At 74.3% G+C, this 17,506-nt stretch carries 12 protein-coding genes and 1 pseudogene; 6 read left to right on the top strand and 7 right to left on the bottom strand.

Going from position 1 to position 17,506, the window contains the following annotated elements:
• Nucleotides 1–11 precede the first annotated feature (11 nt).
• The gene (locus AB0G17_RS33230) at nt 12–611 is read left to right on the top strand and encodes a TetR/AcrR family transcriptional regulator (RefSeq protein WP_361390696.1); all 600 of its coding nucleotides are present in this window, start codon (nt 12–14) and stop codon (nt 609–611) included.
• A gap of 15 nt (nt 612–626) precedes the next feature.
• Here the strand turns inward: AB0G17_RS33230 and AB0G17_RS33225 are convergent, their stop codons facing one another.
• The 4 genes from AB0G17_RS33225 to AB0G17_RS33210 all read right to left on the bottom strand — a co-directional run bounded on the left by AB0G17_RS33225 (nt 627) and on the right by AB0G17_RS33210 (nt 3,888).
• Nucleotides 627–1,136, bottom strand: a complete 510-nt coding sequence (locus AB0G17_RS33225) for a hypothetical protein (RefSeq protein WP_361390694.1) — start codon at nt 1,134–1,136, stop codon at nt 627–629.
• Between the two features lie 11 nt (nt 1,137–1,147).
• Nucleotides 1,148–1,777: a sigma-70 family RNA polymerase sigma factor gene (locus tag AB0G17_RS33220; RefSeq protein ID WP_361390692.1), complete on the bottom strand. Its 630-nt coding sequence runs from the start codon at nt 1,775–1,777 to the stop codon at nt 1,148–1,150.
• A gap of 52 nt (nt 1,778–1,829) precedes the next feature.
• Complete coding sequence (locus tag AB0G17_RS33215; RefSeq protein ID WP_361390690.1) at nt 1,830–2,306, bottom strand: LPXTG cell wall anchor domain-containing protein; 477 nt, start codon at nt 2,304–2,306, stop codon at nt 1,830–1,832.
• 175 nt (nt 2,307–2,481) lie between these two features.
• Nucleotides 2,482–3,888, bottom strand: a complete 1,407-nt coding sequence (locus AB0G17_RS33210) for a PLP-dependent aminotransferase family protein (protein ID WP_361390688.1) — start codon at nt 3,886–3,888, stop codon at nt 2,482–2,484.
• 149 nt (nt 3,889–4,037) lie between these two features.
• Between AB0G17_RS33210 and AB0G17_RS33205 the strand changes: the two genes are divergently transcribed.
• On the top strand, nt 4,038–5,144 hold the full coding sequence (locus tag AB0G17_RS33205) for an MFS transporter (RefSeq protein WP_361390719.1): 1,107 nt from the start codon (nt 4,038–4,040) through the stop codon (nt 5,142–5,144).
• On the opposite strand, the gene AB0G17_RS33200 is transcribed toward AB0G17_RS33205, so the two are convergent.
• A complete protein-coding gene (locus AB0G17_RS33200; protein ID WP_361390686.1) occupies nt 5,128–6,021 on the bottom strand; it encodes a LysR family transcriptional regulator in 894 nt (297 codons plus the stop codon). The genes AB0G17_RS33205 and AB0G17_RS33200 overlap by 17 nt on opposite strands.
• Before the next feature lie 498 nt (nt 6,022–6,519).
• Between AB0G17_RS33200 and AB0G17_RS33195 the strand changes: the two genes are divergently transcribed.
• Both AB0G17_RS33195 and AB0G17_RS33190 read left to right on the top strand, forming a co-directional pair.
• The gene (locus AB0G17_RS33195) at nt 6,520–10,146 is read left to right on the top strand and encodes a tetratricopeptide repeat protein (RefSeq protein WP_361390684.1); all 3,627 of its coding nucleotides are present in this window, start codon (nt 6,520–6,522) and stop codon (nt 10,144–10,146) included.
• 52 nt (nt 10,147–10,198) lie between these two features.
• Nucleotides 10,199–10,382: pseudogene (locus tag AB0G17_RS33190) on the top strand (carbohydrate-binding protein); the annotation flags it as partial.
• Between the two features lie 60 nt (nt 10,383–10,442).
• On the opposite strand, the gene AB0G17_RS33185 reads toward AB0G17_RS33190, so the two are convergent.
• Nucleotides 10,443–13,415 (bottom strand): tetratricopeptide repeat protein, encoded by a 2,973-nt coding sequence (locus tag AB0G17_RS33185; RefSeq protein WP_361390682.1) that lies wholly within the window; start codon nt 13,413–13,415, stop codon nt 10,443–10,445.
• The gene (locus tag AB0G17_RS33180) at nt 13,412–15,277 is read right to left on the bottom strand and encodes an HSP90 family protein (protein WP_361390680.1); all 1,866 of its coding nucleotides are present in this window, start codon (nt 15,275–15,277) and stop codon (nt 13,412–13,414) included. Before AB0G17_RS33180 ends, AB0G17_RS33185 begins: the two co-directional genes overlap by 4 nt.
• A gap of 311 nt (nt 15,278–15,588) precedes the next feature.
• On the opposite strand from AB0G17_RS33180, the gene AB0G17_RS33175 reads away from it, so the two are divergent.
• Nucleotides 15,589–16,704, top strand: coding sequence for an alpha/beta hydrolase-fold protein (locus tag AB0G17_RS33175; RefSeq protein WP_361390678.1), 1,116 nt, complete (start codon nt 15,589–15,591; stop codon nt 16,702–16,704).
• 155 nt (nt 16,705–16,859) lie between these two features.
• On the top strand, nt 16,860–17,402 hold the full coding sequence (locus AB0G17_RS33170) for a potassium channel family protein (protein ID WP_361390676.1): 543 nt from the start codon (nt 16,860–16,862) through the stop codon (nt 17,400–17,402).
• Nucleotides 17,403–17,506 lie beyond the last annotated feature (104 nt).

The following is a 17,506-nucleotide window of genomic DNA, read 5'->3' as shown; positions in this document are numbered from 1 at the left end:
ACGAGGCGGGCATGCACGACGACAAGACGACCAGGGGCGCCGGCCGGCCCCGCTCGGCGGAGAAGAACGACGCGATCCTGCGGGCCGCCCTCGACCTGCTGGCGCGCCAGGGGTACGTACGGATGACCCTTGACCAGGTCGCCGCCGCGGCGGGCGTCAGCAAGTCCACCATCCATCTGCGGCGGAAGACGAAGGCCGAGCTGCTCGCCGCGGCGCTCGCCGCCGTACAGGCGGCCGACGCCCCGCCCCCCTCCGGGGACGACCGCGCGGACCTCCTCGCCATCCTGCGGGACTTCGCCGCCACCATCGCGCGGGTGAACGGGATGGCGCTGATAGGCACCTGCCTCGCGGAGGAGGACCACACGCCCGAGCTCCTCGCCCTGCTGCGCGCCCGCTCGGTCCTGCCCCGCCGGGCCCTGCTCCGGCAGGTTCTGGAGCGGGCGCGCGAGGAGGGGAGGATCCGCCCGGACGCGGATCTGGAGGCGGCCGTCTCGGGGCTCGTCGGACCGTTCTACGCCGACTGTCTGGCGGGCCGCGGCGGCCACCCGGAGTGGGCCGAGCAGGCCGTCGACCTGATCATGGCGGCCCTGCGCCCGCAGGGGAACCGGTAGCGGCCCGGGGCGCCCTCAGGGGGCCGCGGGCGCGGACGGCGCACGGGACGGCTCGGCCGAGTGAGGGACGGGCGGGGCCTGCGAAGGCGCCCGGCTCCCCGGGCCGCCGGGCGACTTGGCGGTGCGCGGAGTCGGTACGGAAGGCTCGGCCGCCCGCCCCTTCCCGGTGGGCGGCGCCGAAGGCTCCGGCCGGGGCGTCTCGGCCTCGGACGGGCGGGGCGCGGGCGAGGGCGAGACCGGGCCCGGCGTGGCCGCGGGCAGGGGGCGGCTGGGCTCGCCGCCGGGGGCCAGCGCCACGTAACCGATCGCCACGGCCCCCACGGTGGCGAGCGCGGCCAGCGGCAGGGCGAGGCGGCGCACCGGCAGCGCGTGAAGCAGCGGCCCCAAAAGCCGGGTGCGGCGCAGATGCGGGCCCGGCGGGTCGGCCGGGCGCAGATCGCGTACCGTCACGGTCTGCGCGCGCGCCGCCAACGCGCGCCGCAGCCGCGCCTCGACGGGGCGTTCGGGGGTCTCCTGGCCGCTCATGTCCACTCCTCTCACGACCGCTCCTTCAAGATCTTCTCCAGTGCGTCCAGGCCCCGGCTCGCCAGTGACTTCACCGAGCCCCGGCTGATCCGCAGCGTCTGCGCGATCTCGGCCTCGGTGAGCTCGCCCCAGTACCGCAGCACCAGCACCTCGCGGCGCCGTGCGCTCAACTGCCCGAGCGCGGCCAGGACTTCCCGGTGATCCTCGGCGAGGACGACCCGCTCCTCCGCGGAGGGCGCGTCGGCCTCGTGGGGAGGGGTGTACGCGCGCGCCGTGCGCCGTCTGCGCAGCACCGACCGGGAGGCGTTGACCACGGCGGTACGGAGATAGGCGAGCGCGTTGTCGACCTCGGCGATGTGCTCGCCGTGGCGCCGGTAGAGCGCGGTGAACGCGTCCTGCACCACGTCCTCGGCCGTGGCCCTGTCGTCCACGAGCATCACCGCGAGGTGCACCATGCGCAGCCGGTGCGCGTGGTAGAGCTCGCTGACGGTCGGGCGCGAGGTGTCCGGGCCGTACCCGCCGAACGCGGCGGGCCGCGCGGGTTCGGTGGCCAGCCGGTCCCGGCGCAGCAGCCAGCGCAGAAAGGCGCGCGGGCTGAAACGCCCTGGCGGCGCCGGGTACCGGACGGCGGTGTACTCCATCACTTCCTCGGGTGGAACGGTACGGCTCCGCACGACGGAGCCGTCGTGCGCCTCAGTGGCTCTGCCGCCGCCGCACGGCGTAGACGGTCCCGGCGCCCGCGGCGATCAGCGCGCCCGCCCCGGCACCCAGCACGGTGTTGGTCTTGGACGAGCCAGTATGAGCCAGTTCGTCCTGGCGCGTCGAAGGGGCGGGTACGGCGCTGGGTGCGCCGTTCGCCGGGGCCTTGGTCGCCGGCTCGGGCGTGGCGGACTCGGCAGCGCCGCCCGGCGCGCTCGGCCTGGCGGAGGGCCGCTGGTCCGGGGAGGCGGGGGGCGCGCTGGGCGCGGGCTTCTCGGGCTCGGCGGAGGGCGCCGCGCTCGGCGGCACGGCGGGCCGGGTGGGGGCGCCGTCGGCCGCCAGGTGCCGCGGCTGGGTCCCGCTGTCGGCGTGGGCCGTCCCGGCCAGGGCGGGGACGGCGAGCGCGGCCAGCAGTCCGGTGGCGGCGGCCGCGCGGGCAAAGGCTCGGCGGTGGTGCTTCGTGGTGTTCACGTGGTACGTCTCCAGATCGGCTGAACGGCGCCGGACGACGCCCTTCACCCCTGACGACGTGCGGCGGCCACCGAGGTTGCCGACGCTCCGAAGAAAATTTCCGCGATCCCGCGATCCCGCGATCCCGCGACGAGGGCCGGGGGGCGGGGGGCGGGGGCCCGTCGAGCCGCACGCCTCACCCGCCCACCAACAGGTCCCCCACCGCCGCCACCCCCGCCCGGATCGCCCGCTCACCGACGTTGCCGAACCCGAGCACCAGCCGGGGCGGGGCCGTCGTGCCCGTCGAGCGGCACGGGCTCATCCCGTACAGGCCGACGGACCGCGCCCGCGCGGCGGCGACCACGGCTGCCTCGTCGGCCGCGGCGTCGAGGTGCGCGACCGCGTGGAAGCCCGCCGCGAGGCCGCTCACCTCGACCCCGGGGGCGTGCTCGGCGAGCGCTTCGAGCAGGGCGGTGCGGCGCGCCGCGTACGTCGTGCGCATCCGGCGCAGATGCCGGTCGAAGCGGCCCGACTCGATCAGTCGCGCCAGGGCGAGCTGGTCCAGGGTGGGGGAGCCGCGGTCGCTCAGCCGCTTGTGCTCGACGACGTCCTCGGCGAGCGCGGGCGGGCACAGCAGCCAGCCGATGCGCAGCGCGGGCGCCAGGGACTTGCTGACCGTGCCGATGGAGACCACCCGGTCCGCGGCGAGGCCCTGCACCGCCCCCACCGGCTCGCGGTCGTAGCGGAACTCCGCGTCGTAGTCGTCCTCGATGACGTACGCGTCCCGCTGCACCGCCCACGCGATGAGCTCGCGCCGCCGCCCGGGGGAGAGCAGCACACCGGTCGGCCACTGGTGGGCGGGGGTCAGCACGACCGCGCGGGCGTCCGTCGCGGCCAGCGCCCGCACGTCGACGCCGTGGGCGTCGACCGGTACCGGGACCGCCGCCAGCCCGGCCGAGGCCGCCGCCGCGGACACCGTGGCGGGCGAGCCGGGGTCCTCGTACGCCACCGTGCGCACACCGGCCCGGGCCAGCGCCCGCAGCGCCAGGACGAGGCCCTGGGCGTAGCCCGAGCAGACGACCATCCGTTCCGGGTCGGCGGCCGCCGCCCGGACCCGGCGGGCGTATCCGGCCAGCACCTCGCGCAGGACGGAACTGCCGCGCGGGTCGCCGTAGTCGAGCGCCGCCGTCGGCATGGCCCGCCCGGCCTCCCGCATCGCCCACATCCAGTCGTCCAGCGGGAAGGAGCCCAGGTCGGGGACGCCCCAGCGGAAGTCGGCCAGCAGCCCCGGGCCGGTTCCGGACGGCTGCGCGGGCGTCGGCGGTATGTGCGCGCCGGCGGCGACTCGGGTCGCGGCGCCGACCCGGGTCACCAGGTATCCCTCGGCCTGGAGCTGGGCGTAGCACTCCTGCACCAGGCCCCGCGACACCCCCAGGCCCTGGGCGAGTTCACGCGAGGACGGCAGCCGTTCACCGACCTGGAGCCGCCCCGAGCGGATCGCCTCGCGCACCTGCCCCTCCAGCTGCGCACGCAGCTGCTCGCCGCTCTCGCGGTCGAGCGAGAGCAGCAGACCGGGAGTGCGACCGGACCACTGGACTGCCATGGAATTGGAGCTTACCGGTGATCCGGTCGGCCCCTAGCGTCGATCCCATGACGACCTCGCCGCCCCCGCGCACACCGGCTGCCACCCCCACTGCCACCCCTGCTCGACCGCCGCTTCTGACCCGGGCGTTGATGCTCCGCTTCGTGAGCATGATCGGCGCTTCGGCCAGTGTCTTCCTGCTGCTGTCCGCCGTACCGCTGTACGCGCGCGAGTCCGGCGCCGGCGGTGACACCGCGGGTCTGGCCACCGGCGCGCTGATGCTGGCCACGGTCCTCGGCGAGCTGGGCGCGCCCCGGCTCGTCGCCCGCTTCGGCTACCGGCCGGCGCTGGCGGCAGGGCTCTTCCTGCTGGGGGCGCCCGCTCTTGTGCTGACCGTTTCCGGGAGCATGGCGTGGATCGTGACGGTGTGCTTCCTGCGCGGCCTCGGCTTCGCGCTCACCCTGGTCGCGGGCGGCGCGCTCACCGCGTCGCTGATCCCGGCCGAGCGCCGGGGCGAAGGGCTCGCCCTGGTCGGCGTGGTGGGCGGGGTGCCGAATCTGGTGGCCCTGCCGCTGGGCGTCTGGCTCGGCGCGCACGTCGGATACGGGACGGTCTCGGTCGCCGCCGGGGCCGTCGCGCTGGCCGCGATCGCCTCCGTACCGGGGCTGCCCGACCGGGAGTTGACGCACGGTGAGCCGGTGGGTGTGCTGGCGGGGCTGCGCACGGGCGCTCTGGTCCGGCCCGGGGTGGTGTTCGCCGCGACCGCCGTGGCGGCGGGCATCGTCGTCACCTTCGTCCCGCTCGCGGTTCCCTCGTCGATGAGCGGGGTGGCGACGGCGGCCCTCTTCGTGCAGCCCGCCGTCTCGACGGCGGGCCGCTGGTGCGCGGGCCGCCTCGGCGACCGGCACGGCGCCGCCCGCCTCGTCCTGCCCGGCCTGCTCCTGTCGGCCGCCGGGGTGCTCCTGACCGCGCTGATCAGCACGCCCGCCGCCGTCGTGGGAGGGGTGGCCCTGTTCGGCGCGGGCTTCGGCATCGCCCAGAACGCGACCCTGACGCTGATGTACGCCCGTGTCTCCACGGCGAGTTACGGCACGGTCAGCGCGCTGTGGAACCTGGCGTACGACGGCGGGATGGGCGTCGGCGCGGTGGGGTTCGGGGTGCTCGCCGGCCGTACCGGCTACTCCTGGGCGTTTGTGCTCACCGCCGCGCTGATGCTGGCCGCGGCCGTCCCCGCGGTGGGTGACCGCCGTAGCGGAACGGTCACCCACCGCCCGTGAGGCTGTCGACGACCGTGCCCGCGAACTCCTGGGCGAGTGGGCCGAGCGCGTCCCACTGGCGCACCGCCCAGCCCGCCGCCAGCGGCGGCAGCATCGGCAGGGGCACGAAGCGCAGCGCGCCATGGCCGGAACCGGTCCATCCGGGCAGCGCCGGAACCACGGCGTGACCGAGCCCGAGCTCGGCCAGCAGGATGGCCGTGTCCCAGTCCGCGACGCTGGTGGTGGACGCCAACCGGATCCCCTGGGCGGCGAGTTGCTCCTCCAGGTGGTGCCGGGACGTCGAGTTCGCGGGCAGCTGGATGTGGTGGATCCGTGCCAGGTCCGATGCCTCGACGCGGCTCTTGCGGGCGAGCGGGTCATCCGCGTGGACCGCGAGCACCCAGGGCAGCTCGATCACGGGGCGCTGCTCCACGCCCCGCGCGGGGGAGCCGACGGTGATCCAGGCGAGGTCGGACTCGCCCGCGGCGAGGGCCTCGAAGCAGCCCCGGCTGGAGTTCTCGGTACGGAACTCCAGCTTGACGTGGGGATGTGCCCGCCGGAAGCGCACGACCCCGTCCGACATGAAGTGGCGCACGGTCGTGGCTCCGGTGGTGATGCGGACGGTGCCGCCGTCGCCCTCTCTGAGCTCCCGGAGCTGACGCAGCGCCAGCTCTATGTGGCCGATGCCCTGGGCGGCGGCCCGTTGCAGGATGCGTCCGGCCTGGGTGGGGGCGACGCCGCGGGGGCGCCGCTCCAGCAGGGGCAGACCGAGCTCGGCCTCCAGGCGCTTGACGTGCTGGCTGACCGCCGACTGCGTACGGGACAGATCGCGCGCCACGGCGCTCAGGTTGCCGCTCTCGCAGGCGGCGACGAAGACGCGGAGATCGTCGAGAGTCATGAACCCCAAGGTATAGCTTGGGTCTTTGAAAGAAAACCAGAGGATTGACTTGGGTTTCCGTCGCCGCAAGGATTTGGGTCCGGGGCGGCAACCCGTCCGTGGGCGCCGTCGGGGATCCGGACCCGGGCGGCGCGGCCCACGGAGGGTGCCGACCCCGCCCGTGCCCCCCCGGTGCACTCCTTGGCCCGCGGTTCCTGACGAGGGGCGGGCGCGAAGAACTTCTGACGGGGGTGGGGGCGGCGCGAAGGGTTTCTGGCGGGTCCGGCGTGTCCGGCGGGTCAGGCGTGCCCAGCGGGGCCAGCGGGTCCGGCGTGGCGAGGCGGGGCGGAAGGGGGCTGGCGTGTCCAGTGTGTCCGGCGTGGGCGCGCGAAGGGCTTCGGGCGTCTCCAGCCTGTTCAGCGTGGCGGCGCGAAAGGCTACTGGCATGTTCAGCGCAGGTGGCGCGCTACGATGCTCGCCACGGGGGCCCGGCCAGGCCCGGAGCGCGCGGGAGAACACGTGAAGTTCGGGCTGCTCGGTCCGCTGTCCGTCCGTGACGACCACGGGGCCGAGCGGACACCCGCGTCGCCCAAGGGCCGTGCCCTGCTGACCGCGCTGCTGCTCGCGCCCGGCCGCGCGGTGCCGCTGGCCCGCCTGGAGACGGCGCTGTGGGGCGAGCACCCGCCGGCCAGCGCCCGCGCCTCACTCCACAACCACCTGCTGCGGCTGCGTCGTTCGCTGGGCGAGGGGACCCGGATCCGGGCGGTCCCCGGAGGCATGCAGCTCGACGCCGAGGACGGCGAACTGGACACCCGTGTCTTCGCCGAGCGTCTCGACGCGGCGCGGGCCGCGCGCCTGGAGGAGGACTGGGACACGGTCGTACGGGAGGCGGACGCCGCGCTGGCACTGTGGCGAGGCAACCCGCTCGACGAGTTCCCGGCGCTCGCCGAGGAGGAGCACGCCCGGCTGGAGCAGTGGCAGGAGTCCCGGATACAGGCCCTGGAGTGGCGGTGCGACGCGGAGCTGCGGCGCGGCCGGTACGACGGACTGCTGCCCGAACTGGCGCGTCTGGTCGCCGAGTTCCCGCTGCGGGAGGCCTTCCCCGTACAGCTCATGCGGGCGCTGCACCGCGCCGGCCGACGGGCCGAGGCCCTGGCCGCCTACCACCGGCTGCGCCGCACACTGATCGACGAGCTGGGCGTCGAGCCGGGGGTGGAGGCGGCTGCGGTCTACCAGGCCATCCTGACGGACGACGGCGGTCCGCCCGCCAAGGACCATGCGCGGGCGGCGGCCCCGGCTCAGGCCCAGGTTCAAGCCCCAGCCCAGGGCCGGGCCCAGCTCCAGGTCCCGGCTCAGGCCCAAGCCCCCGCTCAGGACCGGGCCATGGGCCCGGTTTCGGGCTCGGCTCCGGCTGAGGCCACGGGCCAGGCTCAAGCTTTGACCAGGGCCCTGGGCCAAGCCTCGACCAGGGCCCTGGGCCAAGCCTCGACCAGGGCCCTGGGCCAAGCCTCGACCAGGGCCCTGGGCCAAGCCCAGGCCCCAGCCCCGGCCCCCGCCTTGGCCCAGGCCCCGCCCCCGCCCCCGGACGTGGACCCCGCCGCCGTACCGACCTCGCTGCCCCGCGACGTCACCGCCTTCACGGGCCGTGAGCGCGAAGTCGAGGCGCTGGTCTCGGCGGTACGCGCCGGGTCCGCCGGGGGTGTGGTCGGGATCCATGCCGTCGACGGCATGCCGGGAGTCGGCAAGACCGCGTTCGCCGTCCACGTCGCCCACCGCCTCGCGCCCGACTTCCCCGACGGCAGTCTGTTCCTGTCCCTGCACGCGCACACGCACGGGACGCCGCCCGTCGACCTCGGCACCGCGCTGACCAGCCTGCTGCTCGCCCTGGGGACCGACCCCCAGCGCATCCCGGCGGACCTGTCCGCGCGCGCCGGACTGTGGCGCGGCAAACTCGCGGGCGGCCGCTACCTCGTCCTCCTCGACGACGCCCGCGGCAGCGACCAGGTGGAGCCACTGCTGCCCGGGGCGCCGGGGTCCCTGGTCCTGGTCACCAGCAGGCGACGGCTGGTCGCGCTCGAGGACGCGGTGCCGGTCACCCTGGACGTACTCCCCGAGGACCGGGCGGTCCGGCTCCTGGTGGCCAAGGCGGGGCGCGCGGACCTGACGGTCGAGGACCCCGGCTGCGCCGAACTCGCCCGCCTCTGCGGCCACCTGCCGCTGGCCCTGCACCTCACCGCCGCACGGCTGCGCCACCACCGCGCGTGGAGCGCCGAGGACGTGATCGCCGACCTGGCCGCCGCGAGCGGCCGCCTGGCGGCGCTCAGCTCCGAGAACGTGTCGGTACGGGCCGCCTTCGAGCTCTCCTACCGCGCCCTCTCCCCGGACCAGCAATTGCTCTTCTGCCGGCTCGGGCGGCAGCCGGGGCTCGACTTCGACGCGTACGCGGTCGCCGCGCTCCACGGCACGGACCTGCCGACGGCCCGTCGCCTCCTGGAGGAGCTGGAGGACCACCATCTCGTCGAGGAACCGTCGCGCGGCCGCTACCGGATGCACGATTTGGTGCGCGACTACGCACGCGCGCTCACCGATGCCGATGCCGACGCTGACGCTGTCCACCAGGCCGACCACGAAGCCGACCACGAAGCCGACCACGACGCCCGGCGCTGCTCGGACGGGGTGCGGGCCGTGGCGCGCCAGCTCGACTACTACCTGCACGCCGCCCTCGGCGCCAGCCGTTCCTTCGCCCGTTTCGACACCCCGGCTCTCACTCCGAGCGCTCCCGCCCCACGGGCCCTGCCGCCGGTCGCGGACGAGGGGCGCGCGCTCGCCTGGATGCGGGCCGAACACGCCAACCTGAGCGCGGCAGTCGCCCACGCGGCCCGCCACGGACACGGTGAGCACGCCGTTCAACTCCCCGCCGCCATGGCGGAGTTCATGCGCACCCACGGCTACTGGGGCGACGCCCTCGCACTGCACCGGACGGCTCTCGGCGCGGCTCTGCTGACCGGCGACGCGCTCGGCCGCGCCGTCGCGCTGCGCAACACCGCGGTCATCGAGGCGCTCCAGGCCGAGTACGCGCGGTCCGAGGCCAATCTGCTGGCCGCCCTCGACATCTTCCGCGGGCTGCGGGACCCGGGCCGCGAGGCCATCGCGCTCCACGGCCTCTCCTCCGTCCTGCGCCGCACCGGACGCTACGAGGAGGCCCAGAGCTCACTGCTCCACTGCCTGCGCCTGTTCGGGCAGACCCGGGACGCGCGCGGCCAGGCACAGGTCCTCATCGAGCTGGGCCACGTCCAGCAGCTCACCGGCCGGTTCGCGGAGGCGGCCGACAGCATGGGCCGCGCGCTCGAACTGCACCGCGCCCTGGACAACCGCCTCGGCCAGGCCAACGCGCTCACCGCGCTCGGGGACGTACGCAAGTCGACCGGCGCGTACGGGGAGGCCGTCTCCTGCCACCGCCGGGCCCTGGTGCTCTTCCGTGACCTGGGCAACGACCTGGGCGAGGCGAACGTCCTGAGCGACCTCGGTGACGTGCTGCGCCTGACCGGGGCGTACGAAGAGGCGCTGGAGAGCGTCGGTCAGGCGCTGCGCCTCTACCAGTCCCTCGGCGCCCGTCTGGGCGCGGCCAACGCACTCGCGCACCGGGGCAGGATCAAGCAGCGCCTCGGCCGCCCGACAGAGGGGGAGAAGGACCTCCAGGAGGCGCTCGACACCTGCCGCTCCCTCAACAGCCGCATGGGGCAGGCCTATGTGCTGATGTATCTGGCCCAGGTCCGGGTCCTGAGCGGCTCGTACACGTACGCCCTGGAGAACGCCACCGCGAGCGTGGAGCTGTGTCGTGAGATCGGGGATCTCGGCGGCGAGGCTGAGGCGCTCAACACCCTCGGCGCGGTCCAGCGGGCGGACGCGGCCCCGGCCGAGGCCCTCGACTCCCACCGGCGGGCCCTCGAACTGGCCCGTGAGGTCAGTTCGCCGTATGAGGAGGCCCGGGCCCTCGAAGGTCTTGGCGAAGCCTTGAACGACCTGGACCGGACGGACGAGGCCATCGAGCATCTGACCCGCGCGCTGGAGCTCACCCGCACCCTCCAGGTCCCGGACGCCCGACGCGTCGAAGCGCGCCTCGACGGCATCAACCCTCCCGGCTGAACCGCTCGTTCGACGCGCGCGCCACAGCTGCCCCACCGTCCAAGGCTGCCACCTCAAGACGACGACCGACCCCGGCGACCCCGGTGAGCCGGGCGACGGAACCTGGGCGCCCGGCGCCGTCCACTCGGCGGGGTGACCAGGTCATCTACGGCGGCGCGAACCACCGCTGCTTCCAGGGCCACCGGGCGCAGCCCCGCCGGGAACCCCCGAACGTCCCGGCACTCTCGCAGCGCCTGTGGGATGCCCCGGACCCCGGCGGCGCGGTGGTGACCGCCCCGCGTCGCCGGCCCCGGCGGTCAGCCGAGCCGCTTGCGGACCTGTTCGGCCTGACCGGCCAACTCGGCCGCCTCGGCGCCCTTCAGCTCGCCCAGGTCGGCGATGAGGGCGGTCATCCGGGATATGCCGTCCTGCGGCCGACCCAGCGCGTGCTCGGTCCAGGCGGCTCGCACGGCGCACTGGAACCACTCCCGCAGCGCGCCCTCACCGAGCGCGCCGTAGCCGGCGGCCGCTCGGTCGAGGAGCGCCACTGTCTCGGACCGTACGGCTGTCTCACCCGCCCGACCCACCTCCTCATCCGCAGCCTCGTCCTCGTCGTCCTCCTCCTCGTACTCGTCCTCGTTCAACGAGTCCTCAAGGAGGGCGGCGAGCTGCTGCCAGGTCTGCGCCCGCTCGTAGCGCAGTTCGGGCTCCTCGGCGCCTTCGAGCACGGCCAGCGCCTGCTCCATCAGGGCACGCGCCTGCCCGTACTCCTCGTCGCCCGCCCCGCTCTCCACCATCAGCCATGCCAGCGAGCGCAGCACCCGGACCTCCCCGACCGGGTTGTCGCCCGCCCGCCGCCACAGCTCCAGCGCCCGTCCGTACGCCTGCCGCGACTCCTCGCGCAGCCCGGCCGCCGAGAGCGCCTCCGCGGCCGAGTGGGCCAGGCTCGCCTGCGGCCGGGGGTTGTCCCAGCCCTTCGCGGTCTCGGCGGCCAGCAGATACTGCTCGGCCGCCGCGCGCTGGTCGTGGAGCCCGCGCAGCAGCCCGCCGAGCATCCGCCGGGCCCCCACCGCCTCCTCCTCGCCGTGCTCCAGCAGATCGGGCAGCGCGGACTGGAGGACCTCGGCCGCTTCGGCGGTGCGCTCCGCCTCGGCGTAGGCGCGGGCCAGCAGCAGGCGTGCCCGGGCGCCGCCGGTCGCGGTGAGCCCCGCCTGGTCGAGCCAGTGCGCCGCGTCCAGCGCGTGCGCGGCCGCCTCGTCGGCGCCGCCGGGCCGCCGCAGCAGGATCTCGGCCAGCGTCAGCCGTACGGCGGCCTGCTCCTCGGGGTCCGTCAGCTCCGCGGCGTGCCCGAGCGCGGTCCGGGCGACGGCTTCGGCGCCCTCTCTGTCGTCCCGCGCGGCCAGCACCCGCGCCCGCAGCGAGAGCGGCTCGGCCGCTTCCCAGGGGCGCTCGGCGACAAGGCAGTGGTGTGCCGCGGAGGTGAGCAGCGGCTCGGCCCGGCCCAGGTCACCAACCGTCAGGGCGATGCGGGCCAGCACCAGTTCGGCCTCGGCGAGCACGTCCGCCACGTCCGGCCGTACGTCGGTGCCGTGCGCGGTGACGAAGTCCTCCAGCGCGGCCGTCAGGGCGGGGTCGACCGGCTGCCCGTCCTCCTCGGGGATCTCGCGTCCGCGCAGGTACGACTCGATCTGGAGGGTGGTCAGTTCGGCCGCGGCGATCCGACGGGCGCGGGCCGGATCGGCCTCGTCCAGCGCCCGCGCCGCATCGGCGGCCACGGCGAGCAGGTGCCGTATCTCTCCGGCCTCCCCTCCGGCCCGGGCGGCGGTGCCCGCGACGCCGAGCAGCGCGTACGCCGCGCGGGCCTGCTCTCCGGCCGCCCGGTGGGCGTCGGCCGCCTCCGCGTACAGGCCGCGGGCCTGGTCGGCCCCCGCCCGCGCCGCCGTCCTCGCGCGGAACTCCAGCAGGTCGGCGGCGACGGCCGCGTCGGGCAACTCCTCGCCCGCATCGGCGAGTTCACCGACCCGCGCCCACAGGGCGTCGGCCGAGGGGCGACCCTGCTGCCGGGCGGTACGCGCGTGCTCGACCAGCGCCGCGAAGTCCAGGGCGGCGGTGGCGGCCGTGACCGGGCTCGCCGTGCCGGGCTGCCGTACACCCACGGGTGCCGTGGCGGCGGGCAGCGCCGCACTGCGCACACCGAGCGGCAGCACGTCGACCAGGGGCTGGCGCCCGACCCGCTCGGCCAGCCGCTCCGACACGTGCGGCGTGCCGTTGCGGGCGTCGAAGCGGGCCGCGATGGAGGTCGCGTCGGCGGACAACCGCTCGTACAGCTCGTTCACCGTCTGGGGAGCGCCCTGGTAGGGGACGGCGGGGCGGTCGCCGTGGCCGAGGTCGGCCAGGCGGCGCAGCAGGACCAGGACGCCGCCCGCGAACTCCATCTGCGACTCGACGTCGGTGAGCGGGCCCAGGTGGGTGGCGTGCTCGGCGAGGATCTCGAGGCCGCGCGACTCGTTGCCGGTGAGCGCGCAGAACTCGATGTGCTTGCCGACCGAGCGCAGCAGGCTGTCGTTGCCGCGCGCCATCCGGTAGCCGCGAAGGTGGTGGGAGCGGGCCTCGTCGAGGCGGCCGAGGCGCACCAGGGGGAGCAGGGAGTGCGCCAGGACCCGGTGCGGCTCCTCCATGCAGGACTTGCCGCCGGCGAGCACCGGCTCCCAGACCTCGATCGCCTTGGCGTCCTCGCCTTTGCGCGCCCAGTACCAGCCCTGGGTGTTGATCTCGCACGCGTGGCAGTCGCTCATCCGGTCGCGCGCGGCCGCCGTCCAGGCCGCCGCGGCCCGGTCCATCCGGGCCTCGTCACCGGTCGCGTCGGCGAGGTGGAACTCGGCCTGGCGCACGGCCCGTTCGCTGTATCCGGCCAGCCGGTAGCGGCGCTCCATGTCCGTGAGCCAGCGCTCCACGGCGGCGAGCGGGATCTCCGGGGACTCGACGATCCGCCCGGCCACCCACTTGAAGCGCCAGAACAGGCCGTGCACCTCGTAGCCGGGGAAGGCGGTGGGGTCGCGGTCGTACTCCTGGAGCAGGCGCGCGAAGGGCACCACCATCTTGGTGCGCTCGGCGCTCCACTCGTACGCGTCGATCAGCTGGTCCAGCGTCTGGCGGAACAGGTCGCGGTCGCCGCTGGACTCGGCCGCGGCGGCCAGCGTCTCCGCGCGCGCGTTGCGCGCCGCGCCGTAGGGAGCGCGGGCGTTGTCCGCGAGGCCCTGGCGGATCTCGTCGGGGGTCAGGACGGTCACTTCTGGTCCTCCTGGGGGTGCGTGCCCTGCGCGGCGTGGGTGGCCCATTCGAGGAGGCCGAGGAAGGCGCGGTTGAGCAGGGTGGAGTCGGCCGGGCGCAGCGGGCGCTGCGACATCAACAGGGCCTGGCCGTAGAGCGATTCGACCGCCGTGCCGGTCAGGTCGGCGTCGGGCAGCGCGGCGATCCGGCGGATCAGCGGGTTGTTGTGGTTGAGCACCAGACGCGCGCGCGGGGCGGAGCCGCGCAGCGCGCCGAGGATGTCGTTCCACAGCGAGTCGGCGTTCTCCTGCGCGGCGGCCCGGTCCCGCTCGTGCCGCGCCTGGCGGTCGTCGAGGAAGAGCGCCGGCACGGCCACCGGCTGGAAGGCACGCAGCACCACGTCGCATCCGTACGGATCCAGGCGGGTGCGGGCGGTCGACAGGAACGCGGCGAGCGAGAGCTCGGCCGTGGTGGGCACCGGATCGAGCCGGTCGGTGACCGCGCCCGCGTCCAGCTCCGTGACCTTCAGACCGGGCCGGATCCCGGGCAGCAGGGCGAGCAGATCGGCGTCGTACGTGTAGCCCGCGTTGACCACGCCCAGGCCGTGCGCCGCCGCGATCGGGGCGATCTGGCGGAACTCCTCGACGGTCCGGGTGAAGTGGATCTCCGAGTGGGCGGCCGCGAACTCGTCCAGACTCCGCTGCCCGTCGTTGGTCTCGAACGGCAGCCACGGCAGCATCAGCGCGAACAGCTCGGCGTCATGCCGGGCCAGCGACTTCACCCCGAGGTGGTGGACGCTCAGGAACGCGGCGAGGCGCTGCGGGTCGCCCGCGGCGAGCTCCGCCAGCCACTGCCGCACGCGCGCGCCGAGGGCGTCGCGGACGGCGGCGAGCGTCTCGTCGTCGTACAGGTTCTCCCGCGAGGCGGTGGGGCGCAGAGTGTCGGTGTCCACCACCGCGCGCACGAAGAACGCCCACTCGGGCAGCAGGTTGTCCGCGTGGTCGGTGAGCAGCATCCCCTTGAGGTAGGCGCGGTGCCCGGCCCGGTGCGCCGGGCTGGTCGGCTCCGGCAGTACGTAGGCGACGCCGCGCACCCCGGCGACCGGCAGGTCCAGGTCGATCGAGTCCAGCGGCGTGAACCCGAACAGGCGCGCGCAGTGGCCGGAGAGCGCGACCCGGCGGGCGGCCGGGGTGGCGTACTCCCGCTCCCACACGGGGGGCCGGTCGGTGACCGGGCGCTCGGCGCCGTCGTCCCCCGCGAACGTGATGTCGTACGGCAGCAGCGAGCCGAAGTCGCGAGCCAGCTCCTCCACGCGCGCGGCGGCGGTCCACTCCTCGGCGCCCGGGCGCGGCTCCAGGTGGACCGTGGTGCCGGGCTCGGGCCTGGCCTCGTCGGGCAGGGCGCGGACCGTGTACGACCCGTCGTCGGAGGCGAGCCACTCCACCGGGGCGGCGTCGGGGGTGCGGGCCGAGCGGGTGACCACGCGGATCTGGCGGGCGACCACGAAGCAGGCGAGCAGGCCGATGCCGAACTGGCCGAGGAACTCCCGGCGGGCCGACTCCAGGCCGTGCTCCCCGCCGCGCTTGGAGCTGCGGCCGATCGTCGCGAGCAGGGTGTGCACCTCGTCGGCGGTCAGGCCGATGCCGCTGTCCTCGATGGCGACCCGGCCGTCCACGGCCGAGAGGCGGATGTGGATCCGCGCGCCGGGGTCGTGGGCGCGGCGGGCGGTGACCGCGTCCACCGCGTTCTGCAGGAGCTCGCGGACGTAGACTCGAGGGCTGGAGTAGAGATGGTGGGAGAGCAGGTCGACCAGGCCCCGCAGGTCGACCTGGAAGCTGTTGACGTCCGGCGGGGTGCCGTCGGTCAGGGCGGTAGAAGTCATGACGCATCACCTCGCGTGCACAGGGAAATGAGCGATCGCGAGGTCCCCCCTCATCGATCACGAAGTGAGAACCAGCGTAGGGGCGGCCACTGACAATCTCCTCCGGAATAGTGACCGGCGGCGATCCGGCCACCGAGCGCGGTGATCTTGTGTGTCCGTTCCCCTTCCGGTTCCCGTCCGCGCCGGTCCGCTCCGCGTCAAGCGTTGATCACGATTCGGCAAATTTGGAACCCTTGTATCTGCTTTGTCTATCCCCGGAGGCGGAACACGACCGTCGTGCCCCGAGGGGCCGAAGCAAGCCGGAGTCACTGATGCCGCAAGCGTCCACCAAGACCAGGAACGGGGCCGAGACCTATCAGTCCCGGGGCCACCGTCGCGCCTCCAAGGCCCGGCGATGGCTTCTCGCCGTGGTCTGCGTGGGTCTGGTCGGGGCGATCGCCTGGCCGGTCATGAGCTACTTCGAGATACCGCCGTTCACGGACAAGGGCGACCCCATCTCGTACGGCAAGATCGACAACAAGGGCGGCGGCGCCCAGCAGAAGCCCGTGGACTCCAAGACCCTGATGCCGACCGGGCCGGCCGCCGACTTCAAGATCTCCAGCACGCTGGGTGACGGGACGCATGTCGGCGTCGTGAAGATCACCGGCAAGAAGTCCGGCTTCACGGGCAAGGTGTGGGTCTGGGCGCCGAAGCAGTACGAGGACCCGAAGTACGAGAAGAGCGGCTTCCCCGTACTGATCGCGCTCCCTGGCGGCCCCGGCTTCCCCAACAACTACTGGATGGACAACAACCTCAAGCTGGAGTCGTCCATCTCCAAGTGGGCCGAGGAAGGCAAAGGCAAACCGTTCCTGCTGGCCATGCCGGTGCTGAACCCCAAGCCGGACGACGGCGGGCTCTACTGGGACGGCAGTGACATCCCCGGCCAGCCCAAGATGGGCACCTGGCTGACCGAGGACGTGCCCGACCTCATGCGGCAGAACTTCCGCACGATCAAGTCGCGCGACGGCTGGGCGTTCATGGGCTCCTCCTCCGGCGGCTTCGCCGGCCTCAAGGCCGTCCTCAAGCACCCCGACAAGTTCAAGGCCGTCATCGCCTCCGGCCCCGACATCGTCCCGGACTCTCCCTTGTGGAACGGCCACCCCAAGGAGAAGGCGGAGAACAACCCCGAGGTGCTCTCCAAGCGGCTGATCGCCGCCAAGGGGCTGGACGTTTACCTCGCCTTCCAGTACGGCACGAAGGAGTCGTCCGTCATCCCCAAGGTGAACAAGTACATCGCCACGTACGGGAACAAGGGCCCCATCCACACCCATCTGGAAGTCATCCAGGGCGGGCGGCACAACGCCGTGACGTATGTGAAGGGGATGGACGCGAGCAGTATGCAGTGGATCAGCGAACACATCGAGGGGCCGACCCCGGCGTCCCCCTGAGGCGGCTTGAGGCGGCCGTATCCGGGAGGGGGCGCAGCGGTGTCCCTCCCGTGTCCGGTGGCGGGACCGGCTCACCTCGTCTTCCCTGAAGTCGAGGGCGGACCGGCCCCCGGGCCCACCGACGCCCGACAGCAGCGCGCACACCGGAGCGGCCCATGGAACGCGCAGGCCCGGGCAACCGGCGCCGTCGCCGTGCCGTCGCCGGTCATCTGCTGCGCTCGACGGCCTCTGTGGTGCTGCTGACGGCGCTGTACTACCGGGCCCCGCTGGACCGAGGAGTCGGCGTCGGCACCGCCGTGCTGCTCGTCCTGGGGCTGGTGCTCTTCGGCTGTCTCACCGCCTGGCAGATCGCCGCCATCACCCATGCGGAGTATCCGCGACTGAAGGCGATCGAGGCACTGGCCACCGCGCTGCCGCTCTTTCTCGTGCTGTTCTCCATGGCGTACTTCCTGCTCGCCCACAACCGCCCGTCGTCGTTCTCCGAACCGCTGAGCCGGACCGACGCGCTGTACTTCACGGTCACGGTGTTCGCGACCGTCGGCTTCGGCGACCTCGTGCCCACCACCGGCACCAGCCGCGTGCTGACCACTGTGCAGATGCTCGCGGATCTCATCGTGGTGGGCGTGATCGCCAAGGTCCTCTTCGGCGCGGTCCGCCTCGGGCTGCGACGGCGCGGGAAGACGGACGACCGGCTCTGAGACTCGGCACCGCCGCCGCGGGGTGACGCCGCCTGCCGCAGACCGCTTGCCGCTGCCGCGCCAGGTGGAGAGCCGGGCCACCTACCGCTCTGGTTGCAGGACGT

This window comes from Streptomyces sp. NPDC023838 (genome assembly GCF_040639555.1).
Taxonomy (GTDB): domain Bacteria; phylum Actinomycetota; class Actinomycetes; order Streptomycetales; family Streptomycetaceae; genus Streptomyces.
Note: the sequence above shows the minus strand (reverse complement) of the source record. Positions and strands in the feature narration are given on the sequence as shown.

Coding starts and splice junctions, on each gene's coding strand:
- AB0G17_RS33200 (WP_361390686.1), bottom strand. CDS start 6,021: ATGACTCTCGACGATCTCCGCGTCTTCGTCGCCGCCTGCGAGAGCGGC.
- AB0G17_RS33175 (WP_361390678.1), top strand. CDS start 15,589: ATGCCGCAAGCGTCCACCAAGACCAGGAACGGGGCCGAGACCTATCAG.
- AB0G17_RS33205 (WP_361390719.1), top strand. CDS start 4,038: ATGATCGGCGCTTCGGCCAGTGTCTTCCTGCTGCTGTCCGCCGTACCG.
- AB0G17_RS33230 (WP_361390696.1), top strand. CDS start 12: ATGCACGACGACAAGACGACCAGGGGCGCCGGCCGGCCCCGCTCGGCG.
- AB0G17_RS33180 (WP_361390680.1), bottom strand. CDS start 15,277: ATGACTTCTACCGCCCTGACCGACGGCACCCCGCCGGACGTCAACAGC.
- AB0G17_RS33210 (WP_361390688.1), bottom strand. CDS start 3,888: ATGGCAGTCCAGTGGTCCGGTCGCACTCCCGGTCTGCTGCTCTCGCTC.
- AB0G17_RS33225 (WP_361390694.1), bottom strand. CDS start 1,136: ATGAGCGGCCAGGAGACCCCCGAACGCCCCGTCGAGGCGCGGCTGCGG.
- AB0G17_RS33220 (WP_361390692.1), bottom strand. CDS start 1,777: ATGGAGTACACCGCCGTCCGGTACCCGGCGCCGCCAGGGCGTTTCAGC.
- AB0G17_RS33170 (WP_361390676.1), top strand. CDS start 16,860: ATGGAACGCGCAGGCCCGGGCAACCGGCGCCGTCGCCGTGCCGTCGCC.